This window comes from Streptomyces sp. NBC_00286 (assembly GCF_036173125.1).
Lineage (GTDB): Bacteria > Actinomycetota > Actinomycetes > Streptomycetales > Streptomycetaceae > Streptomyces.
In genome coordinates this window covers 9,752,243-9,767,606 of the sequence record NZ_CP108054.1, presented here as the reverse complement: position 1 = coordinate 9,767,606, position 15,364 = coordinate 9,752,243, and the positions used below count along the sequence as shown (strand labels likewise).

13 protein-coding genes and 1 pseudogene are annotated in these 15,364 nt (G+C 68.8%); 7 read left to right on the top strand and 7 right to left on the bottom strand.

Going from position 1 to position 15,364, the window contains the following annotated elements; all coding sequences use genetic code 11:
• Positions 1 to 320: 320 nt before the first annotated feature.
• Together tal and OHT21_RS44080 are read right to left on the bottom strand one after the other, a co-directional pair.
• Positions 321 to 1,529, bottom strand: a complete 1,209-nt coding sequence (gene tal, locus OHT21_RS44085) for a transaldolase (RefSeq protein ID WP_443050601.1) — start codon at positions 1,527 to 1,529, stop codon at positions 321 to 323.
• Positions 1,530 to 1,693: 164 nt separating this feature from the next.
• Positions 1,694 to 2,140 (bottom strand): hypothetical protein, encoded by a 447-nt coding sequence (locus OHT21_RS44080; protein ID WP_328773862.1) that lies wholly within the window; start codon positions 2,138 to 2,140, stop codon positions 1,694 to 1,696.
• 83 nt (positions 2,141 to 2,223) lie between these two features.
• Here OHT21_RS44080 and OHT21_RS44075 point away from each other — a divergent pair, with 83 nt between their 5' ends.
• Positions 2,224 to 2,928 carry a helix-turn-helix transcriptional regulator gene (locus OHT21_RS44075; RefSeq protein ID WP_328773861.1) on the top strand — a complete coding sequence of 235 codons (705 nt, stop codon included), beginning with the start codon at positions 2,224 to 2,226 and terminating at the stop codon, positions 2,926 to 2,928.
• Positions 2,929 to 3,076: 148 nt separating this feature from the next.
• On the opposite strand, the gene OHT21_RS44070 is transcribed toward OHT21_RS44075, so the two are convergent.
• Together OHT21_RS44070 and OHT21_RS44065 are read right to left on the bottom strand one after the other, a co-directional pair.
• Entirely contained in the window at positions 3,077 to 3,919 is an 843-nt protein-coding gene (locus OHT21_RS44070; protein ID WP_328773860.1) for a DUF6093 family protein, read from the bottom strand.
• 382 nt (positions 3,920 to 4,301) lie between these two features.
• Complete coding sequence (locus OHT21_RS44065; protein WP_328773859.1) at positions 4,302 to 5,060, bottom strand: PRC and DUF2382 domain-containing protein; 759 nt, start codon at positions 5,058 to 5,060, stop codon at positions 4,302 to 4,304.
• Positions 5,061 to 5,183: 123 nt separating this feature from the next.
• Between OHT21_RS44065 and OHT21_RS44060 the strand changes: the two genes are divergently transcribed.
• The 3 genes from OHT21_RS44060 (at position 5,184) to OHT21_RS44050 (ending at position 7,398) form a co-directional block, all read left to right on the top strand.
• A complete protein-coding gene (locus OHT21_RS44060; RefSeq protein ID WP_328773858.1) occupies positions 5,184 to 6,275 on the top strand; it encodes a YihY/virulence factor BrkB family protein in 1,092 nt (363 codons plus the stop codon).
• A gap of 61 nt (positions 6,276 to 6,336) precedes the next feature.
• Positions 6,337 to 6,885, top strand: a complete 549-nt coding sequence (locus OHT21_RS44055) for a phosphatase PAP2 family protein (protein ID WP_328773857.1) — start codon at positions 6,337 to 6,339, stop codon at positions 6,883 to 6,885.
• 105 nt (positions 6,886 to 6,990) lie between these two features.
• The gene (locus OHT21_RS44050) at positions 6,991 to 7,398 is read left to right on the top strand and encodes a phage holin family protein (protein WP_328773856.1); all 408 of its coding nucleotides are present in this window, start codon (positions 6,991 to 6,993) and stop codon (positions 7,396 to 7,398) included.
• A gap of 60 nt (positions 7,399 to 7,458) precedes the next feature.
• On the opposite strand, the pseudogene OHT21_RS44045 reads toward OHT21_RS44050, so the two are convergent.
• From OHT21_RS44045 to OHT21_RS44035, 3 genes and pseudogenes are all read right to left on the bottom strand, one after another.
• Positions 7,459 to 7,731: pseudogene (locus tag OHT21_RS44045) on the bottom strand (transposase); the annotation flags it as partial.
• A 157-nt stretch (positions 7,732 to 7,888) separates the two neighbouring features.
• A complete protein-coding gene (locus OHT21_RS44040; protein ID WP_328773855.1) occupies positions 7,889 to 8,092 on the bottom strand; it encodes a hypothetical protein in 204 nt (67 codons plus the stop codon).
• A gap of 85 nt (positions 8,093 to 8,177) precedes the next feature.
• On the bottom strand, positions 8,178 to 9,308 hold the full coding sequence (locus tag OHT21_RS44035) for a S8 family peptidase (RefSeq protein ID WP_328773854.1): 1,131 nt from the start codon (positions 9,306 to 9,308) through the stop codon (positions 8,178 to 8,180).
• A 558-nt stretch (positions 9,309 to 9,866) separates the two neighbouring features.
• Between OHT21_RS44035 and OHT21_RS44030 the strand changes: the two genes are divergently transcribed.
• The 3 genes from OHT21_RS44030 (at position 9,867) to sthA (ending at position 15,218) form a co-directional block, all read left to right on the top strand.
• The gene (locus tag OHT21_RS44030) at positions 9,867 to 10,730 is read left to right on the top strand and encodes an SCO2400 family protein (RefSeq protein ID WP_328773853.1); all 864 of its coding nucleotides are present in this window, start codon (positions 9,867 to 9,869) and stop codon (positions 10,728 to 10,730) included.
• 147 nt (positions 10,731 to 10,877) lie between these two features.
• Positions 10,878 to 13,679 (top strand): SpoIIE family protein phosphatase, encoded by a 2,802-nt coding sequence (locus OHT21_RS44025; protein WP_443050600.1) that lies wholly within the window; start codon positions 10,878 to 10,880, stop codon positions 13,677 to 13,679.
• 135 nt (positions 13,680 to 13,814) lie between these two features.
• Positions 13,815 to 15,218 (top strand): Si-specific NAD(P)(+) transhydrogenase, encoded by a 1,404-nt coding sequence (gene sthA / locus OHT21_RS44020; protein ID WP_328773852.1) that lies wholly within the window; start codon positions 13,815 to 13,817, stop codon positions 15,216 to 15,218.
• The last annotated feature ends 146 nt before the right edge of the window (positions 15,219 to 15,364 follow it).

The following is a 15,364-nucleotide window of genomic DNA, read 5'->3' as shown; positions in this document are numbered from 1 at the left end:
GGGCGAGTTCATCCACCCCGATACCGTGCCCGCCCAGACCGCACTGGGTCGCGGCGCTGTTGGGGCCACTGGCGGAACCGCTGCGAAGCTGAGCGACCGCGTCCCTCCTGGCCGGGGTGCGGCATGCTCGCGGACATGGCGGAGCAGTTGAAGGGCCGCAGCCAGCGCGCGGGATGATGCGGTCGGACCCTGTGCCAGGGCATCGGCCACCGGCTCCGATGGTGACGGAGGCGGTGGCCGTTCGGATGACCCTCGGCCGGAGCGCCTGGATGCGTCCGGCCGAGGGTGACGGTCGGTGACGGTTCCGGCTGGCAGACCTGCTATGACGTGCAGGCCGTGCCGTCGGTTACGGCATCACGGGGCGGTTGGGTCCGCGCCCGGCTTGTTGACGACTCACATTGCGTCGCATCGCCTGCCCGGTGCCGTGTGGGCACCCCAAGTGCTGTGCCGGGCTTGACCTTGCGTACGTCATCGCTGCCGATGCCGACCTGGACCGGCAGCGGCGGGCCACGTCGTCGTGCCGGCCCCCGCCGCCGCGGCCGTCCAGGCCAAAGAGGCCGAGCGGCCGAAGAACGGGTACGGCGTCTGGACGGTCTAAGCACACGACCATGCCCTGCACGCAGAGACCCCGCGCATCGGGCTCTGGCTGGACACGGCATGGTGTTGACCACCTGGGGAGCCACCAGTTCGTCGACGTAGCGGGTGTCGTCGTAGGCGGGCCCCGTGGATGCCCACAGCGGGCGTTGCGGGCGCATCCCGGCCGCCGCCAGGGCCCGCCACCGGTCCGATGCGCACGCCTGCTCAAAGTGCTGGTAGGCCAGGCGCGCGTTCGCGATCGCGGCCCGGCCGCGCAGGTCCCGCGCCTGCGGCGTGCCGATCTTGTCCAGCCGGCTGTCGACCTCGGTGTCCACCCGGCTGACGAAGAAGGAGGCCACCGACGCGATGGACGTCAGGTCGTGGCCCGCCGCATGCGCCCTGCCCATGCCCTCCAGGAAGGCGCGGAGCACCTGGTCATAGCGGCCCAGCGAGAAGATCAGGGTCACGTTGATACTGATGCCCTCGGCAAGCGCCGCGCTGATCGCCTCCAGGACCTTCTGCGTGGCGGGGATCTTCACGAACATGTTCGGGCGGTCCACCAGCCACCACAGGGCCCGTGCCTCGGCAACCGTCGCCGCAGTGTCGTGGGCGACGCGCGGATCCAACTCGAGCGACACTCGCCCGTCGATACCGTCACTGGCCTCGTACACCGGGCGCAGTGCGTCGCAGGCCCAGCGCACGTCGAACGCGGTCAGCAGTCTGACGGCCTCTTCGACCCGAACCCCGCGCCGGGCGAGGCCTTCTACATGCTCGTCGTAGCGGGCACCGGAGCGGATCGCCTTGGCGAAGATCGTCGGGTTGCTGGTGATGCCGACCACCCGCTGCTCCCCCACCAGGCCGGTCAGCTGGCCACCCGCAAGCCGTTCCCGGCTCAGGTCGTCCAGCCAGACCGCTACGCCTTCAGCGGCCAGCCGGTCCAATTTCTCACTCATGATCTTCCTTCCTCACTTCACGCTAGGAGGCCGGCGACGGCGCAGTGACTCGATGCCGGGCGGGTCTGGAACCCGCGTTCCGGATTGCCGAGACCGCCCCGGCCACGCGTGCGGGTGAGCCGATGGGACCCACCCGCCCGTCATCTTCCGTGACCGGCCTGCCGTCACTGAGACTGCCGCTTGCCGTGGTAGCGCTGTGCCAGCCGGGCGAGGGCGACCGCGCCGAGCAGAAGGCCGAAGTCGCGCAGTGCGATGTCGTAGTGCCCGGGGATGGTCAGCAGGTTGACGATGATCCCGGCGAGCCATCCGGCCACCAGCCAGCCCCCGAAGCGCGGGGCGAGCGCCACGGCGAGGCCCGCGACGATCTCGATCACTCCGACTGCGTACATGGCCGCCTGGGCGCTGCCCGGAACGACATCGTTGATCCACGGCGCGAGGTAGATGGGCCAGTCCACGAGCAGGTTGGCGAACTTGTCCAGCCCGAACAGGATCGGCGCCACGGCGAACCCGGTGCGCAGGATGACGAACGCCTGGTAGCCGGGATCGTTGAGCACGGCCCGCCGGGAGGAGGTTGATGTGGTGGTCGTGGTGCTTGTGGTTGCGGACGACATGACGCCCTCCTTCTATCGACAACTCTCACTAACGATAGAAGCGCGGAAACCTTCTTTAGTCAATCGCTATTGGTTTTACACTTGTGTTCGTGGACCACTCGAAGGAAGCACCCCGCCCCGGCGTCTCCGCCGTCGCCGCGCTCGACGAGCCGACCCGCAGGAGGCTCTACGACCACGTCGTGCGCCAGCCGGGACCGGTCAGCCGCGACGAGGCCGCCGAGGCCCTCGGCCTTGCCCGGCAGACCGCGGCCTTCCACCTGGACCGGCTGGCTGACGAATCACTGCTCGACGTCGTCTACGAACGGCGCAGCGGACGCACCGGCCCAGGAGCGGGCCGGCCCGCCAAGCTCTACAAGCGCTCCAGTAAGCAGGTCACCGTCAGCCTGCCCGAGCGGCACTACGAACTGGCCGGACGGCTCCTCGCCCAGGCGCTGGAGGAATCCGAAGCCACCGGTGAGCCGGTCCGCGCGGTCCTGCACCGAAAGGCCCACGAACTGGGCACACGGCTCACCGGACCGGGCCAGGCAGACGTGTTCGCCGTGCTGGAGGAGAGCGGCTTCGAACCCCGCTGCGACGGTGACGCCATCGTCCTGGGCAACTGCCCCTTCCACACGCTCGCCCGCGAACACACCCAGACGGTATGCGGCATGAACCTCCACCTACTGCGGGGCGTGCTGGACGGACTTGCTGAAAACGGCCTCCAAGCGTGCCTGGCACCCAGCCCCGGTCACTGCTGCGTCCGCCTGGAGCCGGCTTCCTCACCGCCCACGAGCGTGCGCCCATCCTGAGGCGCAACGCCACCCGTCCCGGCAGTTCCACATCCCCGAGGAGTACGTCATGGACGCCACCGCACCGATCACGGCTTCGTAACCGGAAGAGGCTGGTATGACGACCCGCTTCGCCAGCATCCCGGCCCCCAAACGGCGATGCCGTCCCTCACCCCGCTGCGCGTCGTCCACGACACCAGCGGCATAGATCTGCCCGGCGCCGAACGTGGGCCTCGAGGAAACCGGGCTGTGTCTGCCGGAAGGCGGGCTCGACGTGCGGGTATGGCGGCTGCTGGTAGTGCCTCCCCAAACGGTCGACCCCGACGAAGCCGTACTCCAGCCGCCGCTGCTGAGGCGCATCGGTGAACACCACGGCGCTCACCTGGCTCCCGGCGACCGCCATCTTCAGGTCCCATGAGGCCCGGTACCGGCCGGTGACCACGTTCGGGCCGGGTCGCCCGGAGGCGTTCTTCTGGATGCGGACCCGCAGCAGCATTGCGTGATGTCGGGTGATCGCCCGCGTACGCGCCCGGACGGCTGTCCCCATTCCGGTCAGCGCCGTCGCCAGCTGGATCGGGTCCCGGAAAGCGCCCGCGTCAGGGTGGGCTCCAAACGCACTACGCGCACCACCCGAGTACGCACCGACCGCTACCCCCGCCACCCGGAACCGGCGGCCGACCAGCTGTGCGTCCCGCCCGGAACGGGAAACGCTCAGCACGTCATCGACCCTCACAGACGGGGCAGACAAGGGCAGCAATGCCTGGTACGCGGTCGAGACAGGAGACGAGGCGACCACCCCATCCAGAGGCGGTGCGAACGAGAGTTGCCCCGGAAGCACGATGGCCGCAGGGCCCTTCCACAGGGGACCCGCCGCATGGCCACCCGTCCTCAACTCGCCCGTTTTCTCATCGAGTTCATCGCCCGATGCACCGTCCGTGTCCCGCCACAACCGGACCTCATCGTCGAGCAGTCTCTCGACGATCCGGCGCACACCCGACAGATCAAGCGCCAAGGGCCCACTCCGCCAACTGCCCCAGCACAGCCGCGGTTCCGCCACCCGGCACATTCTCCAGGTCCATCCGAGCGAGAGCCGCGCGCTCTACCTCCAGCGGGTCCAGTGCCTGCAGAAAGGCGGCGGCGGCCGGGCCTGGATCCGGAGGCACACCGATCTCAACCCGGGCGAGAAGATCCAGTGCGGTCGGCCACGTCCCGGTCGGGCGCAGGTGCAACGTCTTGGTCGCGAACTCTCGTGATTCCTGGACGGCAGGGAAATCCTCCGCCGAGCCGAAAGGCCGAGCGATTGGCCCTGAGTGGCCAGGCCATCGGAGTCGGCTACTGAGTGCGGACCGCGCGGCCGATGATTGATTGGCGCGGGACAGGTGGAGCCAGCCCATTTACTGCTGGCGCTTGTCGTCCTCGTCGGAAACGTCGGCTTCGATCTTCTCCTTGCGGACCTTGCCAGTGACGGTCTCCTCCTCGGTGCGCTCCTCGGTGGTGAGGCGTACCCGCTCGACCGGCTCCGCCTCGGTCTCCACTACAGGGCGTTCCGCGTGCAGGGTCACCTCGTGCTCGGCTTCGCTGATGTCCGGGCCAGCCGTGGCGTCGTCGACGTTGGCTTCGGTGACCGGTTCGCGTTCGATGCGGACTTCCTCGTGGCGTACGGGGACGGTCTTTTGGACTTCCTCGGTGACGACGTACTTGCGCAGGCGGGCCCGCCCGACCTCCTGGCGCTCGGTGCCGACGTGCATCTGCTCCTCGGAGCGTGTCATCGCGTCATCCGTGGTACCTGCCTCGCGGCCGGTGCCGGTGCGGGCGGCCTGCTGCCAGGCGGCGTCCCAGTCGATGCCGTAGTACTCGTACAGGCGGTGTTCTTCCTCCTCGGACAGGTGCCCGCCGGCATCAACGTCGACGTTGGGGGCGTCCTTGACCTTGTCCTTGCGGTACGGCACTTCCAGGTGGTCCTCGACCAGGCTGGCGTCGCTGAGCGGCACGAACGATTCGCTGGTGCCGAACAGGCCCGTCTTGACGCTGACCCATTCCGGCCGCCGGGTGGCGTCATCGAGGAACACGTGCTTGGCGTCGCCGATCTTGTTGCCGTCGGTGTCGTAGACCGGGTGGTCCAATACAGTCGGGATCTGCTCCTGGGTGATCATCGTGATCTCCCTTCTGCTGTCCTCCATCCCCGGCTAACCACCGCAAAACAGAATGAAACGCACCCAGAACACATTCTTCACGAATGGGGTGTAAGCAGTGCGTTCCGAGGATACGCGTGCGGCATGGTACGGACACTGAGACGGCATGGAAGGCACGACGGACACGGCCGGCATGGCGCGCACGGTACGGCCGACCAGCAGGCCGGGACCGTACGGGCGCCGGAAGCCGGGCCGGACGCCGGGCCGGATGAGCAGGTGGAGCGGCAGGCGCCGGACACGCCGACGGATCTGCCCAAGCGCTCCTGGTGGGCGGTGCTGAAAGGGACCCTCAAGGAGTTCAAGAAGGACGAGCTGACCGACCGGGCCGCGGCGCTGACGTACTACGGGATCCTGGCGCTGTTCCCGGCGCTGCTGGCGTTGATCTCGGTGATCGGAGTCGCCGGGGAGTCGGCGACGCGGCAGGTGCTGGACAACATCGAGAGTCTCGCGCCGGGGGCCGCGCAGGACGTCCTGCGCAACGCGGTGCAGCAGTTGCAGGGCAACGCCGGGATCGGCTCCGTCATGGCGATCGTGGGTCTGGTGCTCGCGGTGTGGTCGGCCTCCGGCTATGTCGCCGCGTTCATCAGGAGCGCGAACGCGGTGTACGACGTTCCCGAGGGCCGTCCCGTGTGGAAGGTCCTGCCGGTGCGGGTCGGGGTGACCGTAGCGCTGATGATCATGGCTGTGGTCAGTGCGGTGATCGTCGTGTTCACCGGCGCGCTGGCCCGGCAGGTCGGCACCACGCTGGGCGTTGGTGACACGGCACTGACGGTGTGGTCGTACGCCAAGTGGCCGGTGCTGGTGGTCCTGGTGACGGTCATGATCGCGATCCTGTACTGGGCGACGCCGAACGCGAGGGTCCGCGGCTTCCGCTGGATCACGCCCGGCAGTTTCCTGGCGCTGGTGATCTGGATGATCGCTTCGGCGGGGTTCGCGTTGTACGTGGCCAACTTCGGCTCGTACAACAAGACTTACGGCACGCTCGCCGGCGTGATCATTTTCCTGGTGTGGCTGTGGATCACCAACCTGGCGATTCTGCTCGGCTTGGAGTTCGACGCGGAGCTGGCCCGCCAGCGCGCCGTCGCGGGCGGCCACCCGGCCGAGAAGGAGCCGTACGTGCAGCCGCGCGACACCCGGAAGTGGGACGAGGAGGACCGACGCCGTCTCGAATCCTGAGGTCGTGGATCACCACCGCGAGCCCGGGTTGAGAGGGCCCTGGACGGAAAGTCGGCTGGTCATGGGAACGATGGCGGATCTGCGTGCCGGCGATCGCCGGCTCGCCAGGTGGTCGATCGGGTGGCGGCCGCCGTGGGTGCGGCGGATCGTGCCCGCGGTGGAGGAGGCGGCCGAGCACACCAAGCTGTGGTGGGCGGCGGCAGGGCTGATGGCCGCCGTCGGCGGGTGGCGCGGCCGTACGGCAGCCGCCGCCGGGGTGGCGGCCATGGCCACGGCCCAGGTGCTGTCCAACGCGGTCGTCAAGCAGTTGTCCCGGCGGCGTCGCCCGCCGCGGGAATGGGTCCCGCCGGAGGATCTCCGGGACCGTCCGGAGAGCTTCTCCTTTCCCTCCGGGCACACGGCTGCCGCCTTCGCTTTCTCCGGAGCCGTCGCGCCGGTGTGGCCGGCCGCCGGTGCCGCTTGTGGGATGTCGGCGGTGATGGTGGCCGCGGAGCGCGTGCACAGCGGTGCGCACTACCCCTCCGACGTGGCTGCCGGCGGCGTGATCGGGCTGGCCGCAGCAGCCCTGGTACGCGCCGCACCACCTCCACCGTGGCGACGCGTGCTCTGACGTGTGGTGATGTGCCGTCGCGGGGGTACACGGGGCACCGACCGGACGGTGGAAGAGGAGACCGCCGATTGTGCGGACAGACCGACGAAGGGCAGGTGAGCACCCATGACAGCAGAGGGCTCCCCTCGCACCGACAGCGGATCGCGGGAAGCGGTCGGCGACCTGGTACAGCGTGCTTCGCAGCTGGTCCGCGATGAGATGCGCCTGGCGCAGGCGGAGATGACCGAGAAGGGCAAGCGGTTCGGCAAGGGCGGCGGCCTGTTCGGCGGCGCCGGCCTGGTGGGTATCTTCGCCCTGCAGGCACTGCTGGCCACCGCGATCGCCGCGCTGTCGCTCGTACTTGACGTGTGGGCGGCGGCGCTGATCGTCGCCGGCGTCCTGGCCGTCATCACCGCGCTGATGGCCACTCTCGGCAGGCAGCAGGTCGGCAAGGCATCCCCGCCCAGACCCGAGCAGGCCATGGACAGCGTCAAGGCCGACGTGGCCGAGATCAAGGAGAAGGCACAGCGATGACCAAGGACAAACCGCACACGGGCGATGACGCAGCACCCTCCTCGGAGGAACCGGAAACGGGGGCAGCGGCAGCCCAGCCAGCAGCGAGCGCAGCCGGCCGGTGTCGATCCGGCCTTGATTGAGACCGTTGTACATCGCGCCGTGCCCACGGCGGTGCTCGGGCAGCAGTGTCAGCTCCACCACCGAGTGCACCGCACCCGGCGTACACAACGCCGCGTCCACCAGCTCGAACAACTCATCGCCCCGGACGGTCAGACACTCGTACAACTCGGCCCGGAAGCGTGACGCTTCCGCGAACGCTTCTCCTGGAACAGCTTCAGGCAGCAGACTCACCCTCACGGCCTTCGTTCTGATTAGTGCACCTTGGTCGGAGCACATGATCAGGCGAAGGCCGCCTCAGCGTCCGGAGAATACCCAGGTGAGCGACCCAGTTCGAGATGCCGTTCGACGCCGAAGGCTACAGATCAAGCTGAGCAGCCATGCGGAGTCTTCACGGGGACTGGCGCTGCGAGCGCAGCGACGCCCGGAAAGTGACACCAAGGACTCCGCCTGCACCACCGCCGAGCACCAGGCCCATCGCCATGCTGTCGAAAACAGCCAGTCCGAGCACGAGCCCAACTGGAATGCCGATCAGCATGCCTACAACAAGCCCTGTGCTGATGGACGGTACGCGGGCTTCCTCGTTGTTCGTCACACGATCATGGTGCCGGACGAGCCCTCTGAAGACGAGCTTCAATACGGCCAACCTTCAAGGTCGGCCGGACCTTAAAGAACAAGCTTCAGAGGGTGTTCTTGTACAGCAGTCGGTTGGGGGTGCCGGCGCGGTTGTTCTTGATCACACCGCTGATGGCGTTGCTGTTGATCCACTTGTTGACGGTAGAGGACGCCGCGTCACCCTTGGCGCCCTTGTAGAGCGCACCCACACCCGCGACGTGCGGGCTGGCCATCGAGGTGCCGCTGAGGGTGTTGGTGGTGCCCAGGAGCCAGGCGGAGGTGATGGAGACGCCGGGCGCGTAAGTCTCCACGCAGGAACCGTAGTTCGTGAAGGAGGCGGCGGTGTCTGTCTTGTCCGACGCCGCGACGGTCATCACACCGGAGGCGCTGGCCGGCGAGGTCTTGCAGGCATCCTCTTCTTCGTTGCCGGCCGCGACGGCGAGGAAGACACCGGAGTTGTTGAGGCTCGTGGCCACGCTGTTGACGGTGGCTGAGAAGCCGCCGCCGAGCGACATGTTGGCGACGGCGGGCTTCACGGCGTGGGTACGGACCCAGTCCATGCCCTCGATCACATCGGCGTTCGTCCCTATGCCGGAGCAGTTGAGGACGCGCACGCCACGGAGCTTGGCCCCCTTGGCCACGCCGTAGGTGGTGCCGCCGATGGTTCCGGCGACATGTGTGCCGTGGCCGTTGCAGTCCAGCCCGTGGCCTTCGAGAGTGGCGTCGTAGGCGATCGTGGCGCGGTTGCCGAAGTCGGGGTGGCTGGGGTCGATGCCGGTGTCGATGATGTACGCCGTCACGTTGGGGGCGGTGGTGTTGTAGCCGTACGTCGTGGACAGCGGCAGGTTGCGCTGGTCGATACGGTCCAGGCCCCAGGTGGCGTTGCTCTGGGTGGCGGCGGCGCGGATGGTGCGGTCGGCGCGGACCTGCTGGTCCTCCTCGATACGCAGGACGGCGGGGTTGCGGCGCAGGGCGTTGAGCTGACCGGCGTTGAGCTCGGCCGCGAAGCCGTCGATGACGGCGTCGAAGGTGTGCCTCGTACGCACGCCCGCGATGCGGGCCAGGCTGCCGGCGTTCGTACCGGGTTTGAGGGTGACGATGTACTGGCCGGGTATGGCCTTGCCGGTGGCTCGGGTCACCTCGACCAGGTGGTCGTTCGCCGTGACGGCTTCCGCTGTTGCGGGAAGTGCGGCCACGGTGAGGGGGGATCGACATCAGAGCGGTGCCTATGCGTATTTTCACGGGGTGCCTGTCCGCCTTGTCGACGCCCGCTCAGGGATCGCCACAGCGAGCGTTCCGAGTGGGGGACGAAGGGAACGTATGTGCACCACATGCCAGTGGCAAGAGTTAACCCATGTGTTTCCTGTGTCGGTCTTGAGGGCGCCGATGAAGGTGGTCCGGACGGTGCGGCGAATAGGGCGGCGAGGCCAAGTGGAGTGCTTGCGGTCGCGGACGGGCGGTGGGTGGGCGTCGGTCACTTCGAGGCATTCACCGCTGCTGCCGCCGCGGCCGCCCGGCACCTGGGTTCGCCGACTCAGGGCAACAATCGCGACAGCTCCACCCCCGACCGCTCAGCGCCTACGGCCACACACCGCGCACAAGTCCCTCCGGAGAACCTCTGCAGGAGTGCCACATGGGCTGCACACAGCCTGCCGACAGTCCCGTTAGCGTTGCTGGCTGCTCGATCTCACGTGCGACCGTTCCCGGGCCGCAGCTCGGCGGGTCGGCGGCACGTCAACTCAGGAAGACCGCACATGGATTACTGCTCCTCGTGTCACCGGCATCTCAACGGTGCCCTCGTGTGCCCCGGGTGCGGCGCGTACGCCCCGGACATCGCTCCCCCGGCGGTCGAGGGGCACGCCCTGTCGACGACGACGGAAACGGCGGTGACCGGGGCGTCGCCGTGGTTCACGGCCTCCCGTACGCGGCACGGTAGCGATCTCCGTGACGAGGCAGCGGGCGGCGACGGCACGGATGAGGTCCCACACACCGGCTCTTCCGGGGGCCTGGAGGCCGCGCCGCAGGGGCGGGCAGCGCGGCGTCGCCAGCTGGCACGATGGAAGAAGAACAAGCGCCGGGCCGTGGTCGCGACCGCCGTCGCACTCGTTGGAGGCGGCCTGACCCTCGCCGCGCTGGACCGGCCCCCCACCGACCGGGCCCAGGCAGCAACCGCGCCGGATGATACGCACAAGGACGACACGTACAAGGGCGTCCCGGAGGAAGCGCCGGCACTGCCCACGCTTCCGGCACCGGCCCAGCCCGATACCAGCCGGTCTTCGCGCACGACTCCCCCCGTACAACCGCCCGCGGCCGACCTACCGCGTGAGAAGTCCCCCGCCCCCGCGCGCCGCACGACGCGGACGATCACCCGGCCCGATGCCGCAGGCCCTGCTCAACCGACTCCGGAGGCGCCGGCGACGTCGGCCCCGCAGCCGGGGACCGACTCACCGGCCTCTCCCGAGACGGATCAGGGCGGCACCGGGAGGACAGCAGAGCAGCCGCCCCCGGCCACCGACGACACGGACTCGGGAGCGTCTTCCGGTGCCACCCATCCCAGCCGCTCCCCGACCGCGACGTCCCCGGCGGAGATTTGCCTGCTCGTGGTGTGCATTGGCTGAACACGCGGCACCCCGCTCCCCTGCGTCCTCACAGCGCTCGTACCCGAGCCTCAAGCCGGCGTGGCCTCGGCCGCGCGGCCGAGGCCACGGCTGTCGCAGTGCGTGACACCCTCGCCTCCTGGCATCGGGGAGTGTAGACATGGGCACATGCTCCGCCACTTGGGTCGATCCCGGGCTCAGCCGACCTCCTCTGCCATAGGTCTGCGCGCACGGCTTGGGCGTGTTGGTGCTCGCCGGGCGCACGAGCAGCGGGCGCGGCACGCATCGCACGGACCCGCCGAAGAACGAGGACCGCACCCAGACGGGCCCCCGCGAAAACCGGCCGACAGGTTCCGGTCGGCGTTGAGCGGGCGCAGCGTCGCCGGCCAGGTCTTCGTACTGCAAGTGGTGATCGTGCTGATGCTGATCGTGGCCGCGGTGCTGGCGCTGGTGCTGCAAGTGCGGCACGACAGCACAGAGGAGGCCCGCAACCGTTCGCTCGCCGTCGCCGAGACGTTCGCCAATGCTCCGGGGTTGCGCGAGGCCATGCGTGGTTCCGACCCCACGGCGGTGCTCCAGCCGCGTGCCGAAGCCGCACGCGTGCGGTCGGAAGTCGACTTCATCGTCGTGATGGACACCGACGGGACCCGCTATACGCACCCCAAACCGGACAGGATCGGAAGGAAGTTCGTCGGGACCATGGAACCCGCGCTGGCCGGCCGTTCGATCACCGAGGAGATCGAGGGGACCATCGGGCCGCTGGTGCAGGCCGTGGTTCCGGTGAAGGCGCCCGACGGATCGGTCGTGGGTCTGGTGTCGGCGGGTATCACGACCGCCAATGTGGGTGGCGTCGCGGATCGGCAGCTGCCGATCCTCCTTTCGGCGGCGGCCGCGGCACTCGGCCTGTCCACGGCGGGGACAGCGCTGGTGAGCAGGCGGCTGCTGCGCCAGACCCGGGGTCTGGGCCCGTACGAGATGACCCGTATGTACGAGCACCATGACGCCGTACTGCATGCCGTCCGGGAGGGAGTGATCATCGTCAGCGGTGCGGGGCGGCTGCTGCTCGCCAATGACGAGGCCCAGCAGCTGCTCGGCCTGCCTGCCGACGCCGAGGGCCGACACGTTCTCGAACTCGGTCTCGACGCCGACACCGCCGGCCTCCTGGCCTCGGGACGGGTGGCCACGGACGAGGTGCACCCGGTCGGAGACCGGCTGCTGGCCATCAACCAGCGGCCCACCGACCGCCAGGGAGGCCCGCCCGGCAGCGTCGCAACCCTCCGCGACACCACCGACCTGCGCGCCCTGTCGGGACGAGCCGAGATGGCCCGAGAACGCCTCAAGCTGCTGTACGACGCCGGAGTCGGCATCGGCACCGGGCTGGATGTCGCTCGCACCGCCGGAGAGCTGGCGGAGGTGGCCGTCCCACGCTTCGCGGACTTCGTCACCGTGGATCTGGCCGACGCCGTGCTGAACGGGGAGGAGCCGAACAAGGTCACCGATCTGCACCGCACGGCGTTCAGCGGAATCCGTCAGGACGCCCCTCTCTACCCGGTGGGTGAGCGCATCAGATTCGTCGCTTCCTCACCGCAGGCCCGTAGCCTCAGCACCGGTCAGGCTGTCGTCGAGCCGAACCTCAAGGACGCCCCCGGGTGGCTGGCCCAGGATCTGGAACGCGCCGAGCAGGTCGTCGCGTACGGAATCCACTCGCTGATCACCGTCCCCCTGCGGGCGGGAGGTCTGGTACTGGGCGTAGCCAACTTCTGGCGCTCCCAGAAACCAGAACCCTTCGACACCGAGGAAGTAGCCCTCGCCGAGGAACTCGTCGCCAGGGCCGCCGTCTCCATCGACAACGCACGCCGCTACACCCGCGAGCACACCATGGCCGAGACGCTCCAGCGCAGCCTGCTGCCGCGCAACCTGCCCGAGCAGAACGCCCTGGACGTCGCCTACCGCTACCTGCCCGCCCAGGCAGGGGTGGGCGGGGACTGGTTCGATGTGCTGCCGCTGCCCGGCGCCCGGGTCGCCCTGGTCGTGGGCGATGTCGTCGGCCACGGCCTGCACGCCGCGGCCACGATGGGGCGGCTGCGTACCGCGGTGCACAATTTCTCCGCCCTGGATCTGCCGCCCCATGAACTCCTCGGGCTTCTCGACGAGTTGGTGGCCCGTATCGATCAGGACGAGGGGGCCGACAGCGGTGCCGCGGTCACCGGCGCGACCTGTCTGTACGCGATCTACGACCCGGTGTCCCGGCAGTGCAGCGTGGCCCGTGCCGGCCACCCGCAGCCGGCGCTGATCCAGCCCGACGGCAGCGTCGAGTTCCCCGAGGTCCCGGCAGGTCTGCCGCTCGGGCTCGGGGGGCTGCCGTTCGAGACGGCCGACCTCCAACTGGCCGAGGACAGCCGCCTCGTCCTCTACACGGACGGGCTCATCGAGGACCGGGAACGCGACATCGACGCCGGGCTCGAACTTCTGCGCACCGCCCTGACCGGCGCCCACAGGACGCCCGAGGACACCTGTCGGACCGTACTCGACGCCATGCTCCCCGCCCCGCAGAACGACGACATCGCCCTCCTCGTCGCACGCACCAGCGCAATGCCCGCAGACCGCATCGCCGACTGGCAGGTGCCCACCGACCCGGCCGCCGTCGCCGACGTACGCGAAACAGTCACCCGACAGCTGACCCAGTGGGGCCTGGACGAGTTGGCGTTCGTCACCGAGCTGATACTCAGCGAACTCGTCACCAACGCCATCCGCTACAGCAACGGCCCCATCCGTGTCCGTATGCTCCGCGACCGGAGCCTGATCTGCGAGGTCTTCGACAGCAGCAGCACCTCCCCCCATCTGCGGTACGCGGCCACCACCGACGAGGGCGGGCGCGGCCTGTTCCTCGTCGCGCAGCTCGCCGAACGCTGGGGCACCCGCTACACCCCCACCGGCAAGATCATCTGGGCCGAGCAGCCTCTGCCCTGAGAGACGGGCGGAGAGCGACCGGAGGCGGTCGTTCGCTCGTGATCAGGATCAAGTCGTATGCGGAACCGCGCAGTTGGTCGCCGACATGGCTGCTCACCCTTTCGGGTGCGACCTTCGAGCTGACAGACTCCGCACGTGCCCGACTTCGACATGCTCGTCATCGGATCCGGCCCGGGCGGCCAGAAAGCCGCCATCGCCGCCGCCAAACTCGGCCGCCGGGTCGCCGTCATCGACCGCCCCGACATGGTCGGCGGGGTCTCCATCCACACCGGGACCATCCCGTCCAAGACACTGCGCGAGGCGGTCCTGTATCTGACCGGCCTCACGCAACGTGATCTGTACGGCCAGAGCTACCGTCTAAAGGAGGACATCACCGTCGCGGACCTGACGGCACGTACCCAGCACGTGGTGGGCCGCGAGGTCGACGTCATCCGCAGCCAGCTCTCCCGCAACCACGTCTCCCTGTTCGCCGGCACCGGCCGCTTCGTCGACGACCACACCGTCGCACTGCGCGAAGTCACCGGCAACGAGCGGCTGTTGAACGCCGAACACATCGTCATCGCCACCGGCACCCGCCCCGCCCGGCCCGCCAGCGTCGAGTTCGACGAGCGGACGATCATCGATTCGGACAACGTACTGAATCTGGAACGGGTGCCGCGCTCCATGGTCATCGTCGGCGCCGGCGTGATCGGCATGGAGTACGCCTCCATGTTCGCCGCTCTCGGCAGCAAGGTCACCGTGGTCGAACAGCGGCCGGGGATGCTCGACTTCTGTGACGTCGAGGTGATCGAGTCGCTGAAGTACCACCTTCGGGACCTGGCCGTCACCTTCCGGTTCGGGGAGACCGTCGCCGCGGTCGAACGTCACCCGAGGGGCACTCTCACGCTTCTGGAGAGCGGCAAGAAGATACCTGCGGACGCGGTGATGTACTCCGCGGGCCGCCAGGGCCTCACCGACGACCTCGATCTCGACAAGGCCGGTCTGTCCGCCGACCGGCGCGGCCGGATCAAGGTCGACGAGCACTTCCGCACCGAGGTGCCACACATCTACGCCGTCGGCGATGTCATCGGGTTCCCGGCGCTGGCCGCGACCTCGATGGAGCAGGGGCGTACGGCGGCGTATCACGCCTGTGGCGAGCCGGTGAACCAGATGGACGGCCTTCAGCCGATCGGCATCTACACCATCCCGGAGATCAGCTTCATCGGGCGGACCGAGGACCAGCTCACCGAGGATTCCGTGCCGTACGAGGTCGGCATCTCCCGCTATCGCGAGCTGGCCCGGGGGCAGATCATCGGCGACTCGCACGGCATGCTGAAACTGCTGGTCTCGCCGGACGACCGCAGACTCCTCGGCGTGCACTGCTTCGGTACGGGGGCCACCGAACTGATCCACATCGGGCAGTCCGTGATGGGCTGCGGCGGCACGGTCGACTACCTGGTCAACGCGGTGTTCAACTACCCCACCCTCGCGGAGTCCTACAAAGTCGCGGCCCTGGACGCGACGAACAAGATCCGGCAGATCGACCGGCTCAGGGATTGATGACGAGCGATTGATGAGGAGGACTTCGCGTCGATGACGGCAGCTGATTCGAGCCATTTACGTTCCTGGGGTGCCGTCCGCTCAGCCGTACCCGCAAGCCGCGTATGCGGGAGTCTTGTCGTAGCCCTTCTGCTGGCCTGCGGCCC

What these genes read in the sequence shown, in the direction of transcription:
- tal (WP_443050601.1), bottom strand. Translation starts at nt 1,529, where the DNA reads ATGAGTGAGAAATTGGACCGGCTGGCCGCTGAAGGCGTAGCGGTCTGG.
- OHT21_RS44080 (WP_328773862.1), bottom strand. Translation starts at nt 2,140, where the DNA reads ATGTCGTCCGCAACCACAAGCACCACGACCACCACATCAACCTCCTCC.
- OHT21_RS44065 (WP_328773859.1), bottom strand. Translation starts at nt 5,060, where the DNA reads ATGATCACCCAGGAGCAGATCCCGACTGTATTGGACCACCCGGTCTAC.
- OHT21_RS44060 (WP_328773858.1), top strand. Translation starts at nt 5,184, where the DNA reads ATGGTACGGACACTGAGACGGCATGGAAGGCACGACGGACACGGCCGG.
- OHT21_RS44055 (WP_328773857.1), top strand. Translation starts at nt 6,337, where the DNA reads ATGGGAACGATGGCGGATCTGCGTGCCGGCGATCGCCGGCTCGCCAGG.
- OHT21_RS44050 (WP_328773856.1), top strand. Translation starts at nt 6,991, where the DNA reads ATGACAGCAGAGGGCTCCCCTCGCACCGACAGCGGATCGCGGGAAGCG.
- OHT21_RS44030 (WP_328773853.1), top strand. Translation starts at nt 9,867, where the DNA reads ATGGATTACTGCTCCTCGTGTCACCGGCATCTCAACGGTGCCCTCGTG.
- OHT21_RS44025 (WP_443050600.1), top strand. Translation starts at nt 10,878, where the DNA reads ATGCTCCGCCACTTGGGTCGATCCCGGGCTCAGCCGACCTCCTCTGCC.